Here is a 23,511-nt window from a genome sequence, read left to right as displayed (position 1 = left end):
GACACGGGGCTGTCGCACCTGCGGGAAGCCGCGGGTCAACGCTGCGACTGGTCGTCGGAGAGGTCCCATGCGGGATCCATGAGTCTGTCACGGAGTTCGTCGGCGGCCGGGTGGCCGATCTCCTCCGCGATCTCAAGCGCCTGTCGCCAGACCAGCCGAGCCGCTTCATGATCGCCCGCGGCGAGACGGGTGTCGCCCAGATGATTCAGTATCTCCGTCTCGTTGAACCGGTCGCCGACCCCTCGGACGAGGTCGAGGGCCCGCTCGTAGCAGCCGGTGGCATCCGCGTACCGAGCGAGGTGGTGATGTGCGTAGCCGAGGCTGTCCCACGCCCCCGCCTCCGCGTGCCGGTCGTCGATCTCCCTGTTGAGGGCCACCGCCTGTGTGCAGTAATCAAGTGTCCGCTCGTACTGACCGAGCATGGCGTGCAACCACCCGGCGTTGTTCAGCGCCATGGCCTGTCCGCCCCGGTGGCCGGCCCGCCGGTACAGCCTCAGCGCCCGTTCGTTGTGGTCGAGCGCCTCCCGGGGCCGGTCTTGCCGATCGCACACCCAGCCCAGCCCCCGGTAGGTGTGCGCCTGACTGACCCGGTCGCCCAGCTGGTCGTAGAGATCCAGGGCCTGGTGGAAGTGGGTGTGGCCCTCGTCGAGGCGGCCCATCTGGGTGTAGGCCATGCCGAGGCTGCGATGTGCGCCGGCCTGCCAGGACCGCTCCCCCAGCCGCCGCGCCGCCGCGAGCGCGGTACGTTGGCTGGCCGCCCAGTCGTGCCAGTGCCCCCGATAGTCGAAGAAGGTCTCGAGGACCCTCGCCAGCTGCCAGGCGTGCGCGTCGAGACCCAGACCGGCCGCCAGATCAACGACCGCATACAGCGCCCGGTGCTCGGCTGTGAACCAGTCCAGAGCCGCACCGTGGTCCGCCATCTCCTCCGGCACGACCCCCGGCTGAACGGCGGCCAGGGGGATCTGGTCCCGGTGTGCGTCCAGCAGCCCTGCCGCGGTGTGGGCGGTATGGAGGTAGAAGTCAGCGAGCCGGTGCAGTGCGGCCTCGCTGACGGAGACCGGTTGACCGTGGCCCTGTTCGGTGGCGTAGAGGCGGATGAGGTCATGCATGCGGTGGCGGCCGGGGATGTGTTCCTGGATCAGGTGGGCGGCCCGCAGTTTGCGCAGGAGGACGCGCACCCGTGCCACGGGGAGTCCAGTGAGGCTCGCGGTGGCGGGCACGCTGATGTCGGGGCCCGGCGCGAGGCCGATCAGCCGGAACGCCTGCGCGGTATCGGGTTCGAGTGCGTGGTAGGAGGAGGAGAACACGGCACGCAGGTCTGCGGCCATGTCCCCGGTGTCCAGGGCATCGAGTCGGGTGGCGGCTTCCTGGACTTCCTCGGCCAGGGCCGACAGCGGCAGGTCCGGGCCGGCCGCCGCGCGGGCGGCCAGGATGCTGATGGCCAGGGGCAGACCCGCGCAGTACTTCAAGAGCGTGGCGACGGCGTCGGGTTCGGCGGCCGTCCGGCGGTGGCCGAGATGGCGGATGAGTAAGTGGCGTGCCTCGGTGTCCGGGAGTACGTCGAGGTCGAGTGAGCGGGCGCCGTGGCTGACGGCCAGGCCGGTCAACTGGCGGCGGCTGGTGATGAGCACGGTGCAGGTGGAGCTGCCGGGAAGCAACGGCAGGAGCTGGGCGGTGTCGCAGGCGTTGTCGAGCACGATGAGCAGCCGCTTGTCCGACGTCAGGCTGCGGTACAGCCCGGTCTGCCCGTCCAGCTCCGCGGGGATCTCCGCGGGATCGGCGCCGAGGGCGTCGAGAAAACCTCGTACCGCCACCGCCGGTGGGAGCGGTTCGCCGGAGGGGTCGAAGCCACGCAGGTTGATGTAGAGCTGTCCGTCGGGGAAGTGTTCCAGACGGTTGTGGGCCCAGTGAAGGACGAGCCAGCTCTTGCCGACGCCGCCGACGCCACCGATCGCGGAAACCATCACCGTGCCACCGGGAGCGACCTGGGAGTCCAGCAGGCGGTCCAGGGTGGCGAGTTCGGGGCTTCGTCCGATGAACACCGGGGGTGGCGCGGGCAGTTGCCGTGGCACAGGTACCGGGCGTCGGCCCGAACCGCCTGTGGAGGGGGTCGCCGGGGCGGTGAGGGCCGGATCAGCGGTGAGAATCCGCTGGTGGAGATCTTGCAGCGCCGGACTCGGATCGGTACCCAGTTCCTCTGCGAGTCGACATCGGATTTCCTGGTAGTGGTGCAGGGCCTGGGCAGGGCGGCCGCTGCGATACAGGGCGACCATGAATTGTCCGGCCAGACGCTCGTCCAGCGATTGCGCCTCCGAGCGGGTGGACAGTTCGGCCAGCAGTCCGGTGTGGCGGCCCATGCGGAGCTGGATGTCGGTGTGGTCCAGCTCCGCGGCGGTCCGTTCCCGCTCCAGGGCCTCGCGGAGCGTGGTGAACCACGGGGTGTCCAGGGCGGTGCACGCCCTCCCCCGCCACAGCCCCAGCGCTTGGGCGAACAGGTCCGAGCCACGCTCGTCCTCGTCGGCGGCGCGGGCTTGCCCGACCAGTCGACGGAAGCGGTGCAGATCCACTGCCGTCTCCTCGACCGAAAGCACGTAACCGCCGGATCGCCGGCCGATGCTCACCTGCTCGGCGGCGGGAGCCAGTGCCTGGCGGAGACGGGAAATGTAGCTGTACAGCGTCCCCTGAACGCGTCGCGGAGGACGCTCTCCCCACACCCGGTCGACGAGCTGGTCAACCGCCACCACGTGATTCGCCTCGACCAGTAGTGCGACGAGTACGCACTGCTGCCGGGCATGTCCCAGGTTCACCTCTGTGCCGTCGACACGTACTTCGACACTGCCCAATAAGCCGAATGACACCATCGATTCTTCCCCCCGTTGTCGCATCCCCTGCAACCTTCATAGCCGCTGTGACCGGACGATTCAAGGTTCGTCCAAGGTCTGTCCACGGCCCTCCGAGCACATTGGTTTCCGCGGCGGTCAAGGAGATCGACCACCGCATGGTGAATCAACACAAAGGAGAGCGTCCGTGAACACGGAAAAGCTGGAGTACGAGCCGCCCGTGCTGGCCGAGATCGGCGACTTCGCCGAGCTGACCCGGATCACCTGCTGCGGCAGGTGGCTCGACAACCCGCTCGGCTGGACCGCCTGGTTCGACCTCTAAACCCCTGGCCCGCGTAAGGGCCGGTCTCACGGCCCGGGGGACGGACGCGTTCCGTGTCCGTCCCCCGGGCCCTTCCGGACCGGCTGCGGCCAACAATCCAAGGAGCTGATTCTTCGTGATCGCAGAGCAGTTGGGATACGAGCCTCCGATGCTGGTCGAGGTCGGCGACTTCGCCGACCTCACCCGTTTCGGCTGCTGCGGCCGGTGGATCGACAACCCGCTCAACGGCGGGTGGTTCGACTTCTAAACCCTCGGCCCCGACCATTCCCAGGCGAAATGGCGGACCCAGGAATGGCCCTGGGTCCGCCCGACAGGGAGATCGACATGGAATTCCTGATCCTTCCGGATCACCCGGCGAGTGCGGGAATCACGGCGCTCTTGCCGGACTCGGCGCGCTCACAAATGATTCCGCATAGCTCCGGTCGCCCGCTGATCGTGGGTCGTTGGGCCGACCGCGAGGTGGTGACCGCTTCCGTGGGGCAGAACTCCGCGGCAGTGCTGGGAACCACCACGGTGACCTCCGCCGCATTGGCCGAACGGCTCCGCACCGTCCACACCGTCCACGATCTGGACACGCTGGCCCGGTCTCTGTCGGGCTGCTTCCATCTGGTCGCGTCGATCGGCGGCCGCGTGCGGGCCCAAGGAACCGTCTCGACCGCGTGCCAGCTCTTCCACGGCCGCGTCGACGGCGTGACGGTGGCAGCCGACCGGCCGCAGACCATAGCGTCGATGACGGGTGCCGGCATCGACGAAGAACTGCTCGCGTTGCAGCTGCTCACCCCCTTCGGTCCGCCCTGGCCGCTGAACATGACGAGCGTATGGCGGGGAGTGCGGACCCTGCTCCCGGGCCACTACGTGGACATCCACGCCGACGGGACCGAGCGCACCACCCGCTACTGGACGCCGCCCGACCCCGAACTCCCGCTGGAACCAGGTGTCGCCGCGCTGCGCGAGGCCCTGGAGGCGGCCGTCGCGGCACGTACGTCACGGGGCGCCACCATCAGCGCCGACCTCTCCGGCGGGAAGGACTCGACGAGCCTGTGTTTTCTCGCCGCCCGGCATGACACGCGGTTGGTGACCGTCCACGTCCAGTCCTCGGACCCCGCGAACGAGGACAGGATCTGGGCCGCCCGGTGCGCGGACCGGCTGCCCCACGCCCAGCACCTGGTGGTCCCCATGAACGCCACGCCCGGGATCTACGCGGAAGTCGCCGACGGCGACACCGCCCAGGACACCGATACGCCACTGTCCTTCGCCCGTCGGCCGATGATGGAACACCACGCGCGACTTGTCGCCGACCACGGCTCCGCCATACATCTGCAGGGCACCGGCTCGGACGAGCTGTTCATCCCCAGCGCCCTGTCACTGCACGCACTCGCTCGCAGCAGCCCGATCAGCGCGATCCGTCCTGCTCGGGCGATGAAGTCGATGCGCCGCTGGTCGTGGGCGAGCACGCTACGCGTTCTCCTGTACAACCAGTCCTACCCGCGGTGGATGGCCTCGGCGGCCGAGGACATCACCGCCGAACGGGCCTGGGGCACCGCCGTCGACTGGGAGATCGCACCGAAGATGCCTCCCTGGGCCACCCCGGATGCCATCGACGCGGTACGCCGCCGGATCCGCCAGGTCGCATCGCAGAACCCCGAACCGCTGGCCCCCCTGCCCGTACACCACGAGATGCTGCGGTTGACCCAGGTCAACGGCACCGCCGTGCGTACGAGCTCGCGGATCGGCGCCGGATTCGGCGTTTCCTTCCAAGCCCCCTTTATCGACGACCGAGTGCTCGAGGCGGCGATGTCCATCAGGCTGGCCGATCGTATGGCGCCCGGCCAGGTCAAACCGGTCCTCGCCGCGGCGATGCGCGGCATCGCACCCGATGACCTCCTCGCCCGGCAGAGCAAGGCCGACGCCAGCCCCGAGCTGTACATCGGGCTGCGCCGCCACCGGCGCCGTCTCACGGAACTGTTCGAGGACTCACGGCTCGCACGGCTGGGGCTGGTGGACGTCGACGGCATCCGCACCGTCCTGAACAGCCTGCACATCGACACCAGGCCGCTCATGCCCTTCGAGCTGACGCTCGCCAACGAACTGTGGCTCCGCGCACTGCCGGCCGATGCGAGGGCTGCCGGAACATCCACACCCCAACCCGTCCGAGGAGCATCGTGACCTTCTCCCTCGCCTCCCATGTGACCAGCACCGAAACGGACACCGGCATGGTGCTGCTCGACGAGCGCACCGGCCGGTACTGGCAGCTCAACGACACCGGCGCGCTGGTGCTCCGATGCCTCCTCGCGGGCGGCACCGTCGCGTCCGCCGCCTCGACCCTGCACGAACGCTTCTCCGGAGCGCCCGAAGCGGCGACGGCCGACGTCGAGAAACTGGTCGACGCCCTTCGAGCCGCGAAGATGGTGGCCTCATGAGCGTGCGAGCCCTGAGCCTTGAGACTCCCACCACTCCGCCATGGCATCTGCGTCCGGCCGCGCTGACCGCGGTGGGGATCGCCCGGTTGCTCACCTACCTGCCGCCCCAGCGTCTGCGCAAGGTACTGGAATGCGCGCGACGCGGATCCCGGCCGGCGACGGAGACCCAGACCCTGCGAGCCCGCAACGCGGTGGTAGCGGTCAGCGTGCCCTGCGCCGGGCCCCGGTGCCTGCAACGTTCCATCGCCACCGCGCTGCTGTGCCGGATGACCGGCACCTGGCCGGACTGGTGCACCGGCGTACGCACCCAGCCCTTCCAAGCCCACGCCTGGGTGGAGGTCGACGGCAAGCCCATCGGTGAGAACATCGATGAAATCCGGTACTTCCATGTCCTCATGACGGTACGGAGCCGGCCGTGAACGTCAACGGCGGCGCCGGTACGGCCGTTCTGGCCCGAGGGCTCGGCAAGAGTTACGGCGCCGTTCCGGCCGTGCGCGACCTCGACCTCACGGTCTCCTCCGGCGAAATCTTCGGCTTCCTCGGGCCCAACGGCGCGGGCAAGAGCACCTCCATCGGCATGCTGAGCACGCTTCTGCGCCCCACCGCGGGCCGGGCGGAAGTGGCAGGCCACGACATCCGTCACGAGCCCGATGAGGTGCGCCGCCGCATCGGGCTCGTCTTCCAGGAGACGACCCTGGACGTGGACCTGACCGCCGGGCAGAACTTGCGATTCCACGCTGATCTCTACGGCCTCCCCCGGCGCGAGGGACGCGATCGAGCCCTCACCATGCTGGATCTGATGGGCCTGGCCGAGCGCCACTCCGATCCGGTCCGCACCTTCTCCGGCGGTATGCGCCGGCGGCTGGAGATCGCCCGAGGGCTGATGCACACCCCGCGTGTGCTCTTCCTGGACGAGCCCACGACGGGACTCGACCCGCAGACCCGAGCCGTGATCTGGGAACACCTCCACCAGTTGCGGGAGGAGCAGGGCATCACCGTCTTCCTGACGACACATCACCTCGAGGAGGCCGAGCACTGCGACCGGATCGCCATCATCGACGACGGGCACCTGGTGGCCGAGGGAACACCGGCCACGCTCAAGGCCGTCGTCGGCGCTGACCTGGTAGTCCTGCGCACCGGCGACGACGACACGGCCATACGGACCATCCGCGAGCGCTTCGGGCTGGAGGCGATTGCCGAGCCCCGGGGGATCGGCCTGCGAGTGTCCGACGCGGCGGGCTTCGTCCCCCTGCTGTGCGCCGAACTCACGATTCCCGTCCACTCGGTGACCGTGACGCCGCCGACCCTGGACGACGTCTTCCTGTACTACACCGGCCGCACCATTCGGGAGATCGACGACGGCGGCCCTCAACCGAAGGGATAGACCGTGGCTCCCACCGAAGCACCGTCCAAGAACACCACGACGGCGCCCCCGGCCCTGATCTCATGGAGCGGCAGCACCCACGCCCGGAATCTGCGCACGGTCCGGGTCATGTGGCAGCGCGAACTCATCCGGCTCTCCCGAAGCCCCGTCGGCCTCCTCATGAGCCTGCTCACGCCTCTGATGTTCTTGATGGTCCTGGGGACCGGACTGAACTCCGCCATGCGCGACACGGGCGGTGACGCGGACTTTCGCTCCTATTTCCTGCCCGGCATGCTCCTCATGGTCGTCCAGGCGCCCGCGGTGAACACAGGAGTATCGATCGTGTGGGACCGCCGGGCCGGTTTCCTCCGCGAGATGCTGGTCGCCCCGGTGCGCCGCAGCGCTCTGATCACCGGTATCTGCCTGGGCGGCGCGACCGCCGCCACCGCATACGGCGCGCTGGTGCTCGGTATCGCCGGGGTGCTCGGCGTCACTTACGACCCGCTTCTGTTCGCACCGGTGCTGATGGAGTTGCTGGTGACCACGCTGGCACTCACCGCGCTGGGAGCGCTGGCCGCCGTGAGCATCACACGCATAGAGACGTTCCAGGCCGTGGTCAGCATCTCGATGATGCCCCTCCTCTTCTTGTCCGGAGCACTCTTCCCCGTCAGCGGGCTGCCCGGATGGCTGAACGGCGCGGTGTTGGCGAACCCCCTGACCTATGCCGTCGACGCGATGCGCCGCACACTGTCCGATGCCGCCACCGGCGGCGGGCCGCGCTGGTGGGGCTGGCAGCCACCCGTTGCGGTGGAGATGGCGTTCGTCGGCGCGCTGGCGCTGGTTGCCCTGGCCACCGCGGCACGGCGCTTCTCCAGGATCGACTAGCTTCCCTCCGCTCGGAGTCTTCCCGATCAAAGGGGGTAGGTGGCGATCGTCCCGCCCACTGCGTCACCTCCCCCTATGACCAGGAGAGACACGTGCCCAGAACGCTTGTCACGGGTATCGCCGCCACCGCCGTCGCCACCGTCCTGCTCACGGGCTCCGGAGCCGTGAGCGCCACCGCCACGGCCACCGCGCCACGGGAGCCGCACGCCACCGATGTCCACCGGGTCCGTATCCAGGACGACTTCGACTCGCTCGGCCCCGAGGTCCGGGGGATGAAACTGGAGTCGGGGCGCACCGCCCACTACATCGACGAGGGACCCCGGGACGGAAAGCCGGTTCTCTACCTCGGCGGCACGGGCACCAGTGCGCGGGTGGCCCATATGACGGACTTCCTGCGCAGCACCCGGGAGTCCCTCGGGCTGCGGCTGATATCGGTCGAGCGCAACGGCTTCGGGGACACCGAGTTCGACAAGAGCCTGGGGAAGGCCGACTTCGCCAAGGACGCGCTTCAGGTGCTGGACCGTATCGGGGTGCGCAAGGTCAGTGTGGTCGCCATCTCCGGCGGCGGTCCCTACGCCGCCGAGCTGGCGTCCCTGGCCCCGGACCGCATTCAGTCACTGCACCTGGCCGCCGCGCTGCCGCCGTACGGCGCGAAGCGTCCGTACTGCTCGATGTCCGACGAGGAGCTGGGCAAGTCGCTGGAGAAGCAGATCGCCGATCCCCGCGTCTGGTGGGCGTTCCCGGACGACAGCCCGACCAAGCGCATCCCCGGCTTCGCCGACACCGCCTTCGAGGACGGCGCCCGCACCTACAACCAGCGCGGGCAGAAGGCCGACCCCGCGCCTCAGGTGCATGAGCAGAAGCTCTACTGCCAGCGGCCCGGCCCCGATCTGTCAAAGCTGACGGCCCCCGTCACCATCTACAGCGGGAAGAAGGACACGACCGTGCCGCCGAGCACGATCGACACTTGGAAGGAGCACCTGCCCGGCGACCCGGCCGTGCGCAGCTACGCCGACTCGGGGCATGACGTGCAGTACCGGCACTGGGACCAGATCCTCGTCGACCTCGCCGGGCACACGGACCGTACGGTCATCTGCTACCGGGGCCACAGCTCCATGCCACCGGCCCGGATCGCCGACCCGCTGGTCGAGAAGGGCCGGGCCACGCTCGGTAGCTGCGCCTGGCAGAAGGCCGGTGAGGACGGGCCCGTCGGCTGAGACAAGATCCCGGGACACGTCACGGTCGCCGCGCCCAGAACAGGGCGTGGCCGCCGTCGCCCTCGGGGGCGAATTCCTCTCCCTCAACGGTCAGTCCGGCCTGGGTGAGCCACGTCCGATAGGTCGCGGCGTCGGCGTGGCTCCACCACATCGTGGCGCCACCGCCGAGCCAGTTGTCATCGGTGCCGGTCCAGGCGGTGTGCCCGGTGGTGGCCAGGAACCAGCCACCCGGGCGGAGCCAGGTGGCGATCCTGGCGAGGAGGGGAGGCTGTTCCGCCAGGGGGATGTGGATCAGGGCGTAGAGGGAGACCACGGCGTCGAAGGAGGCGGCCGGGAACTCCACGGCCGTGGCATCGGCCTGGCGGAACTCGGCCTCCGGCACCAGCTCCCGCGCCCGGCGGATCTGCTCCCCGCTGATGTCGACACCGGTCACCCGGTGTCCTGCGGACGCCAGCACCCGGGCGACCGGGATGCCGCAGCCGCACCCGAGGTCCAGCACGGTGGCGACGGGCGGGATGCGCTGCTGGAGTGCCCCGAGCCAGGGCTGGTACTTGGTCTCGGTGGCATAGGACTGTTCGTAGTGGCGGGAGAGCGCGTCATACCCGCGCCTGACCACGTCCTTGGGATCGTCGATGTCCACGGCGAGGCACGCTAGTTGGGGGCGGGTGCGTTCCGCGAACGGTTTTCGGGCGCGAGACGATGCCCGCGCCCGGCAGCACCGTCAGACCTTGCGCACTGCGGCCACGAACTCCGCCCAGGCCCCGGCCGGGACGACCAGGGCGGGGCCGCCCTTGTCCTTGGAGTCGCGGATGCCGACCTGGGCGGTGTGGGGCAGGTGGGCGATCTCGACGCACGCGGTTCCGTTGTTCTCGCTGTAGGACGACTTGAACCAGGCACCTTCGGGCGCGACGTCAGAAGCTATGCGGTGGGTCATATCAGATCTCCCGTGCTAGTCGTTGCAGGAATTCCGGTGTCTCGCCGGGCGCGAGAGCTCCTGCCCGCAGGGCCTCGAACCTGCGGGAGAAACTCCAGATGGTGGTGTCCTTGTCGCTGATCTCCGACCCGTCGGCTGCGTCGCTCTGCACCACCGTCGGAAGCGGGCTGCCGAACTCGAGCAGGTTGAAGTTGGCACCTGTCCTGTACGTGGCTGTGGCCATCGGGAGGATCTGGACGGTCACATTGTCGAGCTGCGCGAAGGCAAGGATCTCCTCATACTGCTCGCGCATAACCTCCGGGCCGCCCACCACCCGCCGCAGTGTTGCTTCCTCCTGGATGACCCAAAGTTCCAATGGGCCGTCTCTGCGTGTGAGAGCCTTCTTGCGTTCCATTCGAATCTGGATGTGGCGTTCGACGAACTCCGTCGTCGTCTCCTCAACCGGCTTGGCGGTCTGGAACATCTCCCGGGCGTAGCGCTCGGTCTGCAACAGCCCATGCACCACGCTCGGTTGCCAAGCCCGGATGCTTCGAGCGCCGCTCTCCAGCCCGATGTACATCCCCATGCCGGACGGCAGCACGCTGCGATAGAGCGACCACCAGCCCCGGTTGAGCGAGTCCCGGTGGATCTCGACCAGGAAGTCCACGTCGTCCTCGTCCTCGACGCCGTATCGGTCCAAGAGGGCTTTCAGGTCCGCGGCCTTGGGCAGGGCCGAGAGGCCGTTCTCGACGCGGAACAGTTTCGTGGTGGAAAACGTCAACCCGTCCACGGCCTCCGCGAGGGTGAATCCGGCCTTGTCCCTCAACCGCTTGAGCTCCCAGCCGAGTTGCATGCGACGGACCGTCGGTCCCGTTGGTGCTGCCACGAGTATGCCTCCCGGTGGGTCGAGCCTGCCATGTCGCCGTGCGAGTTCTGAGTCTGGCAAGGGCGGACCGCCGCATCAGGTCATTTGCCCACTCGGTCACATATGCCATCTGAAGCGGAAATTAGCTGTCATCTTGCGCGCCCACTTCCGCGCACCCGAAGCTGTTTCCGCCACCGCCTCATCACTCGCGGTAGCCGAACCTCGGAACGCCATGGAGCCCTCATGCCTTCATCCCGCCCCCGTCTGCTGCCCTGGCCCGGACTGAACGGGCAGCCCTGCTACCTCGTCACCGACGACACCGGCACCAGCCACCTTTCACGGCTGGCCGACGAGATGGAGGCCGTACAGCTTCGCACCGGGGCCGAGCTCCTCGGGCATGCGCGGCCACTGCTCCAGGACCGCAAGGCCGACATCGGTGAGCTGCGGTTTGCGGGGCATCGGCTCGCCGAGGCGCTGCATGACGCACTGCGGGTGGCCGAGAGCCGGGGGCGGCGGCTGGAGGACCGGGAAGAGACCGCCCCCGAGCAGAGTTAGTAGAACCATGAACAACAGCGTGGACGTCGCGGTCATCGGTGCCGGGCAGGCCGGGTTGTCCGGGGCCTATCACCTCCGGCGGGCCGGGTACGAGCCCGGGACGGGCTTCGTGGTGCTCGACCACGCGCCCGCGCCCGGCGGGGCGTGGCAGTTCCGGTGGCCGTCGCTGACGTACGGCAAGGTGCACGGGATGTACGACCTGCCAGGCATGCGGCTGACCAGCGACGACGCGGATCCCGAGCGGCCCTCGTCCGAGGTGATCCCGGCGTACTTCGCACGGTATGAGCGCGCCTTCGATCTGCGGGTCGTCCGGCCTGTGCATGTCACCGCCGTACGGGACGGGGACGACGGACGGCTGCTGGTGGAGACCTCGGCCGGGACGTGGTCCGCCCGCGCGCTGATCAACGCGACCGGGACCTGGGACCGGCCCTTCTGGCCGCGCTACTCCGGGCAGGAGACCTTCCGGGGCCGCCAGTTGCACACCGCGCAGTATCCGGGGCCCGAGGCGTTCGCCGGGCAGCGGGTGATCGTCGTCGGGGGCGGTACGTCCGGGGTGCAGCATCTGCTGGAGGTCGCCGAGGTGGCGGCGGAGACGACCTGGGTCACCCGCCGCCCGCCGGTGTTCCACACCGGGCCGTTCGGCCAGGACCAGGGGCGCGCCGCCGTCGCACTGGTGGAGGAGCGGGTCAGGCGGGGGCTGCCGCCGCAGAGCGTGGTGTCGGTGACCGGGCTGCCCATGACGGAGGCGATGGAGCGAGCCCGGGCGAAGGGCGTGCTGGAGCGGCTGCCGATGTTCGAGCGGATCACCCCGGACGGGGTGGCCTGGGCGGACGGTCGCCACGTCGATGCGGACGTGATCCTCTGGGCCACCGGCTTCCGCGCCGCGATCGACCATCTCGCCCCGCTGCGGCTGCGCGAGCCGGGCGGCGGGATCGCCGTCGAGGGGACCAGGGCGGTCCGGGATCCGCGGGTGCATCTGGTCGGCTACGGGCCGTCGGCCAGCACGGTGGGGGCCAACCGGGCGGGCCGGGCCGCCGTACGGGACATCCAGGAGCTGCTGGATGCCCCGTACGCCAGCCAGTGGTCACCGGAGAAGGTCACCGTCGGGCGTTGACGGGGTGCGGGCCGGGCCGGTACTTCCCCGGACGACGAGGGTGGGGTTGAGGACGATGTCCCGGTCGGTGGTACGCCCCTCGTCGAGTCGTTCGACGGCTGCCCGGACGGCGGTCTCCGCCGCCTCGGCGGCGTCCTGGCGCACCGAGGTGAGGTCGATGAAGGACAGCCGGGCGAGTTGGCTGTCGTCGTAGCCGACGATGGACACGTCCTCGGGCACTCTGACGCCGGCGCGCAGGAACGTGCCGAGCAGACCGTGTGCACAGCGGTCGTTCCCGGCGATGACCGCCGTGGGCAGCTCGGGCAGCGCGAGCAGGTCCCGGGCCGCCTGGGCTCCGGATTCCTCGGTGTAGTCGCCGGGGTGGACCCGGATGTGATCGGCGAGTCCGTGGCGGCGCATGGCGGCACGGTATCCGCGTCGCCTCTCGTCGGCGCCGGGCATGGCGCCGCCTTCGATGTGCGTGATGGCGCGGTGTCCTAGCGTGACGAGGTGGTCGACCGCTTGGCCCATCCCCCTGCGCTCGGCGGTCCGGACGACATCCACACCGGCGGCTCTCGTGCGCGGGCTTATCTCCACGATGGGGGTCCGTCCGACGCCCGTGGTCAGGTGTTGCCGACTGGACGTCGCGCCGATGGTGATGATGGCTTCACTGCGCAGTCCGAGCAGCTCTTCCACCCCCTGACGCTCGTCGCGGGTGGCGAACATGGCGTTGAGTACGAGGGTGTAGCCGTGTTTCTGGGCGGCGGGGTAGAGGGCCTCGACGATGCCCACGTCGTGTGGCTGGCGCATGGTGAACAACACGCCCAACTGCCGGCTTCGCGTGCGTCGCAGAAGCTGGGCGGCGGTGTCGGGACGATAGCCGAGTTCCTCGGCCGCTTGGAACACGCGTCGGCGCGTCTCGGAACTCGCGCCGGGCTGGTTGCGGAACACCAGTGACACCAGGGCCTGCGAGACACCGACACGCGCGGCGACGTCGGACATGGTCGGACGCTTGGGGCGCCCCACTGAGGCTCCCGGCTCACCCGTCCGGCCGACGCCCCCCGGATCCCTCATGTGGACCTCCTCGTGCTCATGTCTTGACATGCGTCACACCGCGCTCCCATAGTACGTAGCACTTGTACGTACTAGTTGTACTGACAAACAGACAAAGGCCCTCCGTAGCCGCGCGATCGCGGCTGGGCAGCCACGAGACCGCGCGGCAGGCGACCCCTGCCGAGATGGCTGCGTCGCCGCACCGGGCCCAAGCACGCCCCCACTCAGTCGACACTGGATACCACCGCACGTGTCGGGGCGCCACCACGACCTCCGCTGCCTCCACGAGGAGACACGATGAACACCCGACTCGACTCCGAGAACTCGGGCATCGCACCCCAAGAACCCGAACTGCCGCCGGACACCAAAGGTCCCCATTCACGACGGCTCGGCCTGGTCGCCGTCATCGTGACCTTCGGCGGGCTGCTGTTCGGCTATGACACCGGCGTCGTCAACGGCGCCCTCGATCCGCTCACCGACGACCTCGGACTGACCGCGCTCACCGAGGGAATCGTCGTCAGCAACCTCGTCTTCGGTGCCGCCTTCGGCGCCATGATCGGCGGAGTGCTGTCGGACCGGCACGGCCGCCGCCACAACATCCTGCTGCTGTCCCTGGTGTTCATGGTCGGCACCGTGGGCTGCGTACTGTCGCCGAGCTGGCAGGTGCTCGCCCTCTTCCGCTTCATCCTCGGCCTCGCCGTGGGCGGTGCCTCGGCGACGGTTCCGGTCTATCTGGCCGAAATCGCCCCGGTCGAACGCCGCGGCTCCATCGTCACCCGCAACGAGGTGATGATCGTGTCCGGCCAGTTCGCCGCGTTCGTCATCAACGCGGTCATCTTCAATCTCTGGGGCGAAACCGATGGCATCTGGCGGCTCATGCTGCTCGTCGCCCTCCTTCCGGCGATCGGGCTGTTCATCGGCATGCTGCGGCTGCCGGAAAGCCCGCGCTGGCTGGTCGCCCAGGGCCGTGACGACGAGGCACTCGCGGTCCTGTCGCAGGTCCGCACCCCCGAGCGGGCCCAGGCGGAGATGGCCGAGGTCCACCGCCTCGCCGAGGAGGAGCGGGTCGCCAAGACCGCGGGCCGGGTGGATCTCGGAGTGCGATGGGTGCGTGTGCTCATCCTGATCGGGGCGGGGCTCGGATTCTGTCAGCAGTTCACCGGCATCAACTCCGTCATGTACTACGGTACGCAACTGCTCGGCGACGCCGGGTTCTCGGGCGACTCCGCCATCATCGCGAACACCCTCAACGGCGCCTTCAGCGTCATCGGCATCGCGGTGGGCGTGTCGGTCATCAACAAGATCAAGCGACGCACCATGCTGCTCGGCGGGTTCACCCTCACCACCACGTTCCACCTGCTCGTCGGTCTCTCCGCGATGCTGCTGCCCGAGGGCGGTGCGAAGGCGTGGTTCATTCTCGTGTTCGTCGTGCTCTTCGTCTTCTCCATGCAGGCCACCATCGGTCCGCTGGTCTGGCTCATCCTCTCCGAGATGTTCCCGCTGAAGATCCGCAGCCTGGCCATCGGTATCAGCATCTTCGTGCTGTGGATGGCGAACGCCCTGGTCGCCCTCGGCTTCCCGCCCGTCGTGAAGGCTCTGGGGATCTCGAACACCTTCCTCGGCTTCGCCGCTTTCGGTGTGCTGGCCATCATCTTCATCGCGACCTGTGTTCCCGAGACCAAGGGCCGCTCGCTGGAAGAGCTGGAAGACGACTTCCGCGCCCGCTACTCCTCACCCACCCCGCCCCGAGAGGAGAGCTCCACACCATGACCGTCATGACCGCAATCGCCGAGGGCCGCGAGGGAGACCACGCACTGACCGCGGGAATCGCCGAGGCCCGTCTGCTGGGCACCGATCTGGTATTGGTCAATCTGCGTTTGTCAGCACTGGACCGCTCCGGCCTGCCCGAGGACCTGAAGATCACGATCGTCGAGCGCAGCGGTCCCGGTGACCGCGACCCCGTCGACGCCGTTCTGGACGAAATCGAGGCCCGGCCCGATGTCGACCGGCTGGTTATCGGCATCCGCCGGCGCTCACCGGTGGGCAAGGCGCTGCTGGGCAGCGTGAGCCAGCGGCTGCTGCTGGAGAGCCGCGTCCCCGTCGTCGCGGTCAAACCTCCGGTCTGACCGGGCCCCGGCGTCGGGAAGGGCCCCTGGAATTCGCCCGTGCCGGGCCCCTTCCCGACGCCGCGGAGACCGGCGAACCCGAGGTCACGCCCCCGGCCTCGCCGCGAACGTCGAGTCCCTGACCACCAGTTCGGGCTGCAGGACGATCCGCCGGTGCTGATGGTCCTCCGCCTCCTCACCGGTCTCCTCGATGAGCAGCTCGGCCGCCGTACGCCCCATCCGGAACGCCGGCTGGCGCACCGACGTCAGCGGCACCGCGGCCGCCGCCGCGAACTCGATGTCGTCGTACCCCACCAGCGCCACCTCCCCCGGCACCGACACCCCGGCCGCGAAAAGGGCCTGCAGCACTCCGAGCGCCAGGAGGTCGTTGGCGTGGATCAGGGCGTAGAGGGAGACCACGGCGTCGAAGGAGGCGGCCGGGAACTCCACGGCCGTGGCATCGGTATGGCGGAACTCGGCCTCCGGCACCAGCTCCCGCGCCCGGCGGTGGGGGTCGTCCGGCCTGTGCATGTCACCGCCGTGCGGGACCGGGACGACGGCCGACTGCTGGTCGAGACCTCGGCCGGGACATGGTCCGCCCGCGCACTGATCAACGCGACCGGGACCTGGGACCGGCCCTTCTGGCCGCGCAACCCCGGGCAGGAGACCTTCCGGGGGCGGCAACTGCACACCGCGCAGTACCCGGGGCCCGAGGCGTTCGCCGGGCAGCGGCTGATCGTCGTCGGGGGCGGTACGTCCGGGGTGCAGCATCTGCTGGAGGTCGCGGAGGTGGCGGCGGAGACGACCTGGGTGACACGGCGCCCGCCGGTGTTCCACACCGGGCCGTTCGGCCAGGACCAGGGGCGCGCCGCCGTCGCGCTGGTGGAGGAGCGGGTCCGGCGGGGGCTGCCGCCGCAGAGCGTGGTGTCGGTGACCGGGCTGCCCATGACGGAGGCGATGGAGCGGGCCCGGGCCAAGGGCGTGCTGGAGCGGCTGCCGATGTTCGAGCGGATCACCCCGTCCGGGGTGGCCTGGGCGGATGGGCGTCACGTCGACGCGGACGTGATCCTCTGGGCCACCGGCTTCCGCGCCGCGATCGACCATCTCGCCCCGCTGCGGCTGCGCGAGCCGGGCGGCGGGATCGCCGTCGAGGGGACCCGGGCGGTCCGCGATCCGCGGGTGCATCTGGTCGGCTACGGGCCCTCGGCCAGCACGGTCGGCGCAAACCGGGCGGGCCGGGCCGCCGTACGGGACATCCAGGCGCTACGCACTGCGCGCGGCTGGGCCGGGGCCGTCGCCTGAATGCCCCCGAGACGGTGCCGGAGGCAGGCCGCGCCGGCGAACGCGTGTGAACGGACCTGTTGACATCGATGACATGCTCGGAGTTGCATGACGGTTGTGGCACCGTTCACGAACCCGAGAGCACACAGTGACCGACAAGCTCCCCCGATGTCCGCAGACCCGCTGTACGCCGTGCTGCTGACCGGCCCTCCCGCCAGCGGCAAGAGCGTCCTCGGCGCGGCGCTGGCCCGCGATACCGGGGCGACCCTCCTCGACCAGGACGTGATGACCGGTCCGCTGACGACCGTCTTGAGCGACATCCTGGGCGCGGACGGGGACTTGGATCATCCATTACTGCGGCAGGCCACCCGACGGGCGACCTATGACGCCCTGCTGGACACCGCCGTGCACAACGTGGAGGCGGGCAACGGTGTCGTCATGGTCGCGCCCTTCACCACCGAGCGCACCGTAAGTGCCGCGTGGGAGAGGGTCCGCCTGCGATTGCGGCGGGCGGGTGCCGAGCCCCGGCTGATATGGCTGGCGTGTCCGGGCGAGGAGCTCGTGCGGCGGATGCGGGAGCGCGCGGCCACGCGTGACCGTTCCAAGCTCGCCGACGTGCGAGCCTTCCTGACCAGTCCGGCGCTGCGCCCACCCGTGGTGGAGCACACGGCCGTTGACGCCACGGCGTCGATGGCCGAGCAGTTGCGGCAGGCGCGGCAGGCCCTCCGCGCACACCGCTGATCCGCCCCCGCACACCGCCGAGCCGCTTCGCGCCATCGTCCGTACCCACTCGCACCACACCCCCATCAGCCTCCGGGAAACCGGCACGGAGCTCCCCGACGCCGGGCACTTTGCGCTGCCCGAACGCCGTGGAGGCCTCCATGACATCGATGACAAAGAGCTCGTAACTTTTCATTGACATCGATGACATCGAGCGTTTCCAATGGGCTCGTGACCCACAGCACACCAGCAAGTTCAGGTAGCGGTGGCCCGCCCCGGAAGCAGGGCAGGCCCACCATGAAGGACGTCGCCGAGCGGGCCGGGGTGAGCGCGAAGACCGTTTCGCGGGTGTACAACAACGACCCGCAGGTCACCGAGGAGACCCGACAGGTGGTCCTGGACGCCTTCGCCTCCCTCGGCTACCGGCTCAACCGCGCGGCGCGCTCCCTCCGCGTCGGTGGCGACCACGTCATCGCCATGGCGGTCGAGAGCGTCGCCGACCCCTTCTTCGCCGCCATGACCGAAGCGGTGGAGCGCACCGCTCTGGAGCGGGGCCTCGCCGTACTGGTCTCCAGCATCGGCCGGAACGCGGAGCGTGAGCGCCAGGTGATCGAGGGATTGATGCGTCGGCAGATCTCCGGTCTGCTAGCCGTCGCCGTTGGCGGGGACCAGTCCTACCTCGGTCCTCACCTGGCGGACCTTCCGATGGTCTTCGTCGACCGCGGCCCCTCCGGCGTGGACACCGACACAGTGGTGACCGACAACTTCGAGGCCGCGGCGGCCGGAACCCGGCACCTGATCGACCGGGGCCACCGGCGGATCGCCTTCCTCGGGGACTCGCCGGATGTGTCGACGACCCGCGAGCGGCTCGCCGGATACCGCTCCGCCATGGAGGAAGCCGGTCTGGCTGTGGTGCCCGACCTGGTGGCCGACGGCTGCCCGACCGAACACGAGGCAGCGGGGATGACGGCCCGGTTGCTGGAGCTGCGGGAGCCGCCGACCGCGGTCTTCTCCTCCAATGCCCGCTGCTCGATCGGCCTGGTGCCGGCCCTGCACGCGCGCCGCCGTACGGATGTCGCTGTGGTCAGCTTCGGCGACTTTCCGATGGCCAGCACGCTGGTGCCCGGCATCACCGTGCTCGAGCAGGACCCGGAGCGGATCGGGCAAGTGGCCGCGCGACGGCTGCTGGAGCGCATGGACGTCCCGGACCTGCCGGTGTGTCGGACGGTTATTCCCGCCGAGCTGATCCCCCGCGGTTCGGGTGAGCTGCCCCCGAACGCCTCGGGGCGTGGCGTGGTCGGTGGCAGCCGCGGTGCCGGGGCCCGAGGCGCGTCCGGAGCATGTCCGGGGCGAGGGGAGCGCAGCGCATGAGTACCTCCGTGGTCATGGGCGTGGACATCGGCAGCACCGAGACCAAAGCTCTGATCCTCGACCAGGCCGGGCGTCGTTTGGCGCTCGACCGGCGCCGCACTCCGTGGCGGCGCGACCGCGACGGCCGTGCCGACATCACGGCCGACGTCCTCGTCGACTCGGTGCTGGCCGCCGTGGCAAGCGCCCTACGACAGGTGGAAGCCGCCGTCGGTGCGGTCACGGTGCGGGGAATCGCCTTCACCGGGATGGCCGAATCAGGTGTGCTCCTGGGCCGCGACGGCCGCCCGACGGCTCCGGTGATCGCCTGGTTCGACCCGCGTGGCCGTGCTGAACTGACTGCTCTGCCGGTGGAGTTGGCGGCCGAGTTCAGCGGGCGCACCGGGCTGCCGCTGAGCCCGCTGTGCTCGGCCGCCAAGATCGGCTGGCTCGCCGGGCAGGGGTACGACCTGGCCGCCGGGTCGTGCTGGCTGAGCGTCCCGGAGTATCTGGCGCACGTCCTCGGTGCCCCACCGGCGGGAGAGCCGTCGCTGCTGTCGCGCACCGGACTGCTCGACCAGGCCACCGGCATGGCGTGGACCCAGCTGCTGGGGGCGCTGGGTGCGCCCGCCGACCTGCTCCCCGAGACCGCTGACGCCGGCACCCCCCTGGGCACCGTGCGCGCCGACCGGGCGCCCGACGCGCTACTCGGTGCGGTGATCACGGTCGCGGGCCACGACCATCCCGTCGCCTCCGTCGGTGCGCACGCCGCCGATGCCGGCCATCTCTTCGACTCCTGCGGGACGTCCGAAGCGATGATGCGTGTGATCTCCGAACCGCTGGCCGACGACCAGCGCCGACGTCTGACCGAAGCGGGCCTGGCCCAGGGCATGCACATTCTCCCGCGGCGCTGGATCCTCCTCGGCGGCACCCGCGGCGGGCTGCTGCTCGGCAGGACCCTGCGCATGCTCGGCCTGGACCACGCCGAAGGCCGTGACCGCCTCGACGCCGCCCTCGCCGACGCCGACCGGACGCGCCCGCCACTTCGGGTGCGGGGCGCCCACGCCACCGCCACGGACGTGGTCCTGGAACTCGCCAGCGACGAGATCGGCCCGGCGGATGTGTGGGACGCGGCACTACGCCACGCCATGTCCGAAGCCGAGGCGGTGATCTCCACGATGGAGCGGGAGGTCCCCGCCGCGACGTGCATCACCGCGGCGGGCGGCTGGACCCGGATGTCCAGTTTCCGCCATGCCAAGACCGCATCGCTGCCGAAGGTCAGGTTCGCCGACGTCGACCAGCCCAGCGCCTTCGGCGCCGCGGTGATCGCCGAATGGGCCGCCCGCGGCCGCGCCGGCGATCTCGGCGAACTCGCGACCGAGTTCGCCCACCCCACGAACCCCCCACGCACATCACCACAGATACAGGAACAGGAAATCTCCGCATGAGTGCACTTCAGACCCCCACTACCCGTGCCAAGGACCTGGATGTCCTGGCCGGGCCCGAGGGCACCTTCGCCATCGTCGCCTTGGACCAGCGCAACACGCTGCGCCGGATGTTCACCGCCATCGGCCAGGACGGTGCCGCCGCCGACCTGCGCGCCTTCAAGCACGATGTCGTCGCCTCCCTCTCCCCCTCGGCCAGCGGCTTCCTGCTGGACCCCGACTTCGGCGTACCGGCCGCCGTCGCGGACGGTGCCGCCGCCGAGAGCTGCGGCATCCTGGTCGCCTGCGAACCGGCCGAGCGTCAGAAGTGGAACGGCGAGCCGCGTCCGGGGCGCGATCCGCAGCTCAACGCCGCCTGGGTCACAGGCATGGGCGGCCACGCGGTGAAGTTCTTCGTCCAGATGCGCCCGGACCGCCCCCGCGCGACGGGCGAGCCGGATCTGATCGCCGAGGCTCTCGATGTCGTCCGCGAGGTCATCGCCGACTGCCGTGCCGCCGGGATCCCTTCCATCATCGAGAACCTGATCTATCCGATTCCCGGTGCGGAAGAGCTGTCCGCACAGGCCAAGGCCGACGCCGTGGTGGAAGCCGCGCGGCTGTTGAACGAACTCCAGCCGGACCTGCTCAAGTTGGAGTATCCCGGGACCCCCGAGGACACCCGCCGTATCGCCGACGCCGTCAGCGTCCCGTGGGCCGTCCTCTCCGCGGGTGTGCCGTTCGAACAGTTCCAGGAGGTGCTGAAGATCGCCTGCGACGAAGGCGGCGCGAGCGGATTCATCGGCGGACGTGCCATCTGGCGCGAGGCCGTCGGCATGGACCCCGCCGAACGCCAGACATTCCTCGCCGAGACCGGCCGCCGCCGTCTGGACGAGTGCATCGCCGCCATCGACGGCCGTGCCGTCCCGTGGCGCTCGGTCGTCGGCGAGTGAGTACGGGCGAAGCAGCGACACCGCCCACGGCAACCGGAACGCACTGAGCCGGAAGCCACCAGAGAGGTTCCCCGGTGCGGGCTCCGGCCAGAGCCCGCACCGGGAAACCAGCAGCCCGATCGACTCGCATACAAGACTCCATGGAATAGGTCGGTTTGTATGCGAGCCCACTGTCATCGGGTGACCCAGGTGCCGACTTCAACGGCGGCACACCAGGAGATCCATCACAGCGCACGCCCAGAGTCGATGTCAAATTGCGCCCATTTTGCGGCGCTTTGATGGCGTGCCGGATCGGAGAATCACATGGCAACCAAGACATACTCTCAGCCGACCTCCGGGAAACCCACACGCACGGCAGGGGTCGGTGCCACCTTTATCGCCGCTCTCGGCGGCCTGCTCTTCGGCTACGACACCGGTATCATCTCTGCCGCTCTGCTTTACATCGGCCCACAGTTCCAGCTCGGGGACCAGGCCCAGCAGATCGTCGTCGCCTCCCTGCTCGTCGGCGCGATCATCGGTGTCGCCACCGGCGGCGGCCTCATGGACCGCATCGGCCGCAAACGCACGCTCGCCACCACCGCCGTGGTCTTCACCATCGGCGCCGCCGTCTCGGCCGTCTCCACCTCCCTGGCCGAGTTGCTCGTGGCCCGCGTCGCGCTCGGCGTGGCCATCGGCTGTTCCTCGGTCGCCGTACCCGCCTACATCGCCGAGATCGCCCCCGCCCATCTGCGCGGTCGCCTGGTCTCCGTCAACCAGCTGATGATCAGCTCCGGCATCCTCAGCTCCTACCTCGTCGGCTATCTGCTCTCCGACTCCGGCGCCTGGCGCTGGATGCTCGCCATCGCCGCCGTTCCCGCCGTCGGCATGCTCGTGGGTCTGGCCTGGCTCGGAGAGAGCCCGCGCTGGCTGCTCACCCGGGGACGCATCGACGAGGCCCGCCGGACCCTGGCGAAGAACCACAGCCCGGCCGACGTCGACAAAGAAGTCAACGCCATCGTCAGTTCCATGGCCGCGGAACGGAAATTCTCCTACCGCGACCTGCTGGGGCAGCGCTTCCGCCCCGGAATCGTCCTCGGTATCGGCGTGGCGGCCATCAACCAGCTCGTCGGCGTCAACGCCGTCACGTACTACACGCCCACCCTGCTCACCCGCGCCGGATTCGGCGGCTCCGCCGCCATCCTCTCCTCCGTCGGCATCGGCGTCGCCAACGTCACCTTCACCTTCCTCGGCTACCTCCTCGTCGACCGGGTCGGGCGGCGCCCGCTGCTGCTGACCGGCACGGGCATCACCGTCGCCGCCCTGGTCCTCATCGGCACCCTGTACGCGGCGACCGACCTCACGGGAATCAGCCGGGTCCTGCTCGTCGCCGCCCTGATGGCTTACGAAGCCGCGTTCTCCGCCAGTCTGGGAATCGCCATGTGGCTGGTCAACAGCGAGGTCTTCCCCACCGCGGTGCGCGGCAAGGCCGGCTCCTTCGGACTGGCCACGCACTGGATCCTCAACCTGCTGATCTCGGTCACCGTTCTCACCACGATCAACGCCATCACCCCGAGCGGCCTGTTCTTCAGCTACGCCGTCCTCGGAGCCCTCGGTTTCGTCTTCCTCGCCCGGCGCATGCCCGAAACCCGTGGCAAGCGGCTCGAAGAGATCGAAACCGTGCTTCAGGGCTCACCGGCACCCGCGTCTCCCCCCGTTCAGCCGGAGACCGGCGCCCCGACGACGGCCGCCACTGTCGCGCGACCCTGAACCTGAGCCCGGCAGCCGCAGCTCCCTGAAGCGGCCATCCCGGATTCCCCCGGAGCAGGGCCAGGCCGACGGCCTGGCCCTGCTCCGGCCTTTCCCCACGCCACGAAGTCAGCGCACTCGAGGTCACGCCCCCGGCCTCGCCGCGAACGTCGAGTCCCTGACCACCAGTTCGGGCTGCAGGACGATCCGCCGGTGCTGATGGTCCTCCGCCTCCTCACCGGTCTCCTCGATGAGCAGCTCGGCCGCCGTACGCCCCATCCGGAACGCCGGCTGGCGCACCGACGTCAGCGGCACCGCGGCCGCCGCCGCGAACTCGATGTCGTCGTACCCCACCAGCGCCACCTCCCCCGGCACCGACACCCCGGCCGCGAAAAGGGCCTGCAGCACTCCGAGCGCCAGGAGGTCGTTGGCG

The 23,511-nt window shown here is 69.7% G+C and carries 25 protein-coding genes; 18 read left to right on the top strand and 7 right to left on the bottom strand.

The window, feature by feature from the left end; all coding sequences use genetic code 11:
* Positions 1 to 35: 35 nt before the first annotated feature.
* Positions 36 to 2,807 (bottom strand): BTAD domain-containing putative transcriptional regulator, encoded by a 2,772-nt coding sequence (locus J5X86_RS32590; protein WP_208520302.1) that lies wholly within the window; start codon positions 2,805 to 2,807, stop codon positions 36 to 38.
* A gap of 220 nt (positions 2,808 to 3,027) precedes the next feature.
* On the opposite strand from J5X86_RS32590, the gene J5X86_RS32585 reads away from it, so the two are divergent.
* From J5X86_RS32585 to J5X86_RS32550, 8 genes are all read left to right on the top strand, one after another.
* Positions 3,028 to 3,162, top strand: coding sequence for a lasso RiPP family leader peptide-containing protein (locus tag J5X86_RS32585; protein WP_208520301.1), 135 nt, complete (start codon positions 3,028 to 3,030; stop codon positions 3,160 to 3,162).
* 115 nt (positions 3,163 to 3,277) lie between these two features.
* Positions 3,278 to 3,409: a lasso RiPP family leader peptide-containing protein gene (locus tag J5X86_RS32580; protein WP_208520300.1), complete on the top strand. Its 132-nt coding sequence runs from the start codon at positions 3,278 to 3,280 to the stop codon at positions 3,407 to 3,409.
* 215 nt (positions 3,410 to 3,624) lie between these two features.
* Positions 3,625 to 5,328, top strand: coding sequence for an asparagine synthase-related protein (locus J5X86_RS32575; RefSeq protein ID WP_308124791.1), 1,704 nt, complete (start codon positions 3,625 to 3,627; stop codon positions 5,326 to 5,328).
* Complete coding sequence (locus J5X86_RS32570) at positions 5,325 to 5,582, top strand: lasso peptide biosynthesis PqqD family chaperone (RefSeq protein ID WP_208520298.1); 258 nt, start codon at positions 5,325 to 5,327, stop codon at positions 5,580 to 5,582. Before J5X86_RS32575 ends, J5X86_RS32570 begins: the two co-directional genes overlap by 4 nt.
* Positions 5,579 to 6,001 (top strand): lasso peptide biosynthesis B2 protein, encoded by a 423-nt coding sequence (locus J5X86_RS32565; protein WP_208520297.1) that lies wholly within the window; start codon positions 5,579 to 5,581, stop codon positions 5,999 to 6,001. The genes J5X86_RS32570 and J5X86_RS32565 overlap by 4 nt, the downstream gene beginning before the upstream one ends.
* On the top strand, positions 5,998 to 6,966 hold the full coding sequence (locus J5X86_RS32560) for an ABC transporter ATP-binding protein (protein ID WP_208520296.1): 969 nt from the start codon (positions 5,998 to 6,000) through the stop codon (positions 6,964 to 6,966). The genes J5X86_RS32565 and J5X86_RS32560 overlap by 4 nt, the downstream gene beginning before the upstream one ends.
* 3 nt (positions 6,967 to 6,969) lie before the next feature.
* Complete coding sequence (locus J5X86_RS32555; RefSeq protein WP_208520295.1) at positions 6,970 to 7,830, top strand: ABC transporter permease; 861 nt, start codon at positions 6,970 to 6,972, stop codon at positions 7,828 to 7,830.
* A 92-nt stretch (positions 7,831 to 7,922) separates the two neighbouring features.
* Positions 7,923 to 9,047 carry an alpha/beta fold hydrolase gene (locus J5X86_RS32550; protein ID WP_208520294.1) on the top strand — a complete coding sequence of 375 codons (1,125 nt, stop codon included), beginning with the start codon at positions 7,923 to 7,925 and terminating at the stop codon, positions 9,045 to 9,047.
* 19 nt (positions 9,048 to 9,066) lie between these two features.
* On the opposite strand, the gene J5X86_RS32545 is transcribed toward J5X86_RS32550, so the two are convergent.
* From J5X86_RS32545 to J5X86_RS32535, 3 genes are all read right to left on the bottom strand, one after another.
* Complete coding sequence (locus J5X86_RS32545; RefSeq protein WP_208520293.1) at positions 9,067 to 9,687, bottom strand: class I SAM-dependent methyltransferase; 621 nt, start codon at positions 9,685 to 9,687, stop codon at positions 9,067 to 9,069.
* 81 nt (positions 9,688 to 9,768) lie between these two features.
* Entirely contained in the window at positions 9,769 to 9,981 is a 213-nt protein-coding gene (locus J5X86_RS32540; RefSeq protein WP_208520292.1) for a DUF397 domain-containing protein, read from the bottom strand.
* A gap of 1 nt (position 9,982) precedes the next feature.
* Positions 9,983 to 10,813: a helix-turn-helix transcriptional regulator gene (locus J5X86_RS32535; protein WP_243982012.1), complete on the bottom strand. Its 831-nt coding sequence runs from the start codon at positions 10,811 to 10,813 to the stop codon at positions 9,983 to 9,985.
* 255 nt (positions 10,814 to 11,068) lie between these two features.
* On the opposite strand from J5X86_RS32535, the gene J5X86_RS32530 reads away from it, so the two are divergent.
* On the top strand, positions 11,069 to 11,380 hold the full coding sequence (locus J5X86_RS32530) for a hypothetical protein (protein WP_208520290.1): 312 nt from the start codon (positions 11,069 to 11,071) through the stop codon (positions 11,378 to 11,380).
* Between the two features lie 7 nt (positions 11,381 to 11,387).
* Positions 11,388 to 12,494 (top strand): NAD(P)-binding domain-containing protein, encoded by a 1,107-nt coding sequence (locus J5X86_RS32525; RefSeq protein ID WP_208520289.1) that lies wholly within the window; start codon positions 11,388 to 11,390, stop codon positions 12,492 to 12,494.
* Here the strand turns inward: J5X86_RS32525 and J5X86_RS32520 are convergent.
* Positions 12,465 to 13,475 (bottom strand): LacI family DNA-binding transcriptional regulator, encoded by a 1,011-nt coding sequence (locus J5X86_RS32520; RefSeq protein WP_208520288.1) that lies wholly within the window; start codon positions 13,473 to 13,475, stop codon positions 12,465 to 12,467. The genes J5X86_RS32525 and J5X86_RS32520 overlap by 30 nt on opposite strands.
* Before the next feature lie 348 nt (positions 13,476 to 13,823).
* Here J5X86_RS32520 and J5X86_RS32515 point away from each other — a divergent pair, with 348 nt between their 5' ends.
* Together J5X86_RS32515 and J5X86_RS32510 are read left to right on the top strand one after the other, a co-directional pair.
* Positions 13,824 to 15,296, top strand: coding sequence for a sugar porter family MFS transporter (locus J5X86_RS32515; RefSeq protein WP_243982009.1), 1,473 nt, complete (start codon positions 13,824 to 13,826; stop codon positions 15,294 to 15,296).
* 5 nt (positions 15,297 to 15,301) lie between these two features.
* Positions 15,302 to 15,652, top strand: a complete 351-nt coding sequence (locus J5X86_RS32510) for a universal stress protein (protein ID WP_243982007.1) — start codon at positions 15,302 to 15,304, stop codon at positions 15,650 to 15,652.
* 84 nt (positions 15,653 to 15,736) lie between these two features.
* Here the strand turns inward: J5X86_RS32510 and J5X86_RS32505 are convergent, their stop codons facing one another.
* Entirely contained in the window at positions 15,737 to 16,081 is a 345-nt protein-coding gene (locus J5X86_RS32505; protein ID WP_374229316.1) for a substrate-binding domain-containing protein, read from the bottom strand.
* Here J5X86_RS32505 and J5X86_RS32500 point away from each other — a divergent pair.
* The 6 genes from J5X86_RS32500 to J5X86_RS32475 all read left to right on the top strand — a co-directional run bounded on the left by J5X86_RS32500 (position 15,992) and on the right by J5X86_RS32475 (position 23,099).
* Entirely contained in the window at positions 15,992 to 16,933 is a 942-nt protein-coding gene (locus tag J5X86_RS32500) for an NAD(P)-binding domain-containing protein (protein WP_374229315.1), read from the top strand. The two genes, J5X86_RS32505 and J5X86_RS32500, sit on opposite strands and share 90 nt — an antisense overlap.
* Positions 16,934 to 17,080: 147 nt before the next feature.
* Positions 17,081 to 17,653 carry an AAA family ATPase gene (locus J5X86_RS32495; RefSeq protein WP_208520286.1) on the top strand — a complete coding sequence of 191 codons (573 nt, stop codon included), beginning with the start codon at positions 17,081 to 17,083 and terminating at the stop codon, positions 17,651 to 17,653.
* Between the two features lie 276 nt (positions 17,654 to 17,929).
* On the top strand, positions 17,930 to 19,003 hold the full coding sequence (locus J5X86_RS32490) for a LacI family DNA-binding transcriptional regulator (protein WP_208520285.1): 1,074 nt from the start codon (positions 17,930 to 17,932) through the stop codon (positions 19,001 to 19,003).
* Entirely contained in the window at positions 19,000 to 20,427 is a 1,428-nt protein-coding gene (locus J5X86_RS32485) for an L-fuculokinase (RefSeq protein WP_208520284.1), read from the top strand. Before J5X86_RS32490 ends, J5X86_RS32485 begins: the two co-directional genes overlap by 4 nt.
* Positions 20,424 to 21,353 (top strand): hypothetical protein, encoded by a 930-nt coding sequence (locus J5X86_RS32480; protein WP_208520283.1) that lies wholly within the window; start codon positions 20,424 to 20,426, stop codon positions 21,351 to 21,353. The genes J5X86_RS32485 and J5X86_RS32480 overlap by 4 nt, the downstream gene beginning before the upstream one ends.
* A 303-nt stretch (positions 21,354 to 21,656) precedes the next feature.
* Positions 21,657 to 23,099, top strand: a complete 1,443-nt coding sequence (locus tag J5X86_RS32475; RefSeq protein ID WP_208520282.1) for a sugar porter family MFS transporter — start codon at positions 21,657 to 21,659, stop codon at positions 23,097 to 23,099.
* Positions 23,100 to 23,222: 123 nt separating this feature from the next.
* Here the strand turns inward: J5X86_RS32475 and J5X86_RS32470 are convergent.
* On the bottom strand, positions 23,223 to 23,511 hold a 289-nt coding region (locus J5X86_RS32470), incomplete at its 5' end, for a substrate-binding domain-containing protein (protein WP_208520281.1).

The organism is Streptomyces sp. NEAU-YJ-81 (assembly GCF_017592595.1).
Taxonomy (GTDB): domain Bacteria; phylum Actinomycetota; class Actinomycetes; order Streptomycetales; family Streptomycetaceae; genus Streptomyces; species Streptomyces hygroscopicus_B.
This window is presented reverse-complemented; position numbering and strand designations above follow the sequence as displayed.

Excerpts from the sequence above, each read along its gene's own strand:
- J5X86_RS32565 (WP_208520297.1), top strand. The coding sequence starts at position 5,579 with ATGAGCGTGCGAGCCCTGAGCCTTGAGACTCCCACCACTCCGCCATGG.
- J5X86_RS32540 (WP_208520292.1), bottom strand. The coding sequence starts at position 9,981 with ATGACCCACCGCATAGCTTCTGACGTCGCGCCCGAAGGTGCCTGGTTC.
- J5X86_RS32535 (WP_243982012.1), bottom strand. The coding sequence starts at position 10,813 with ATGCAACTCGGCTGGGAGCTCAAGCGGTTGAGGGACAAGGCCGGATTC.
- J5X86_RS32530 (WP_208520290.1), top strand. The coding sequence starts at position 11,069 with ATGCCTTCATCCCGCCCCCGTCTGCTGCCCTGGCCCGGACTGAACGGG.
- J5X86_RS32525 (WP_208520289.1), top strand. The coding sequence starts at position 11,388 with ATGAACAACAGCGTGGACGTCGCGGTCATCGGTGCCGGGCAGGCCGGG.
- J5X86_RS32520 (WP_208520288.1), bottom strand. The coding sequence starts at position 13,475 with ATGTCCGACGTCGCCGCGCGTGTCGGTGTCTCGCAGGCCCTGGTGTCA.
- J5X86_RS32515 (WP_243982009.1), top strand. The coding sequence starts at position 13,824 with ATGAACACCCGACTCGACTCCGAGAACTCGGGCATCGCACCCCAAGAA.
- J5X86_RS32510 (WP_243982007.1), top strand. The coding sequence starts at position 15,302 with ATGACCGCAATCGCCGAGGGCCGCGAGGGAGACCACGCACTGACCGCG.
- J5X86_RS32495 (WP_208520286.1), top strand. The coding sequence starts at position 17,081 with ATGTCCGCAGACCCGCTGTACGCCGTGCTGCTGACCGGCCCTCCCGCC.
- J5X86_RS32490 (WP_208520285.1), top strand. The coding sequence starts at position 17,930 with ATGAAGGACGTCGCCGAGCGGGCCGGGGTGAGCGCGAAGACCGTTTCG.
- J5X86_RS32485 (WP_208520284.1), top strand. The coding sequence starts at position 19,000 with ATGAGTACCTCCGTGGTCATGGGCGTGGACATCGGCAGCACCGAGACC.
- J5X86_RS32480 (WP_208520283.1), top strand. The coding sequence starts at position 20,424 with ATGAGTGCACTTCAGACCCCCACTACCCGTGCCAAGGACCTGGATGTC.
- J5X86_RS32475 (WP_208520282.1), top strand. The coding sequence starts at position 21,657 with ATGGCAACCAAGACATACTCTCAGCCGACCTCCGGGAAACCCACACGC.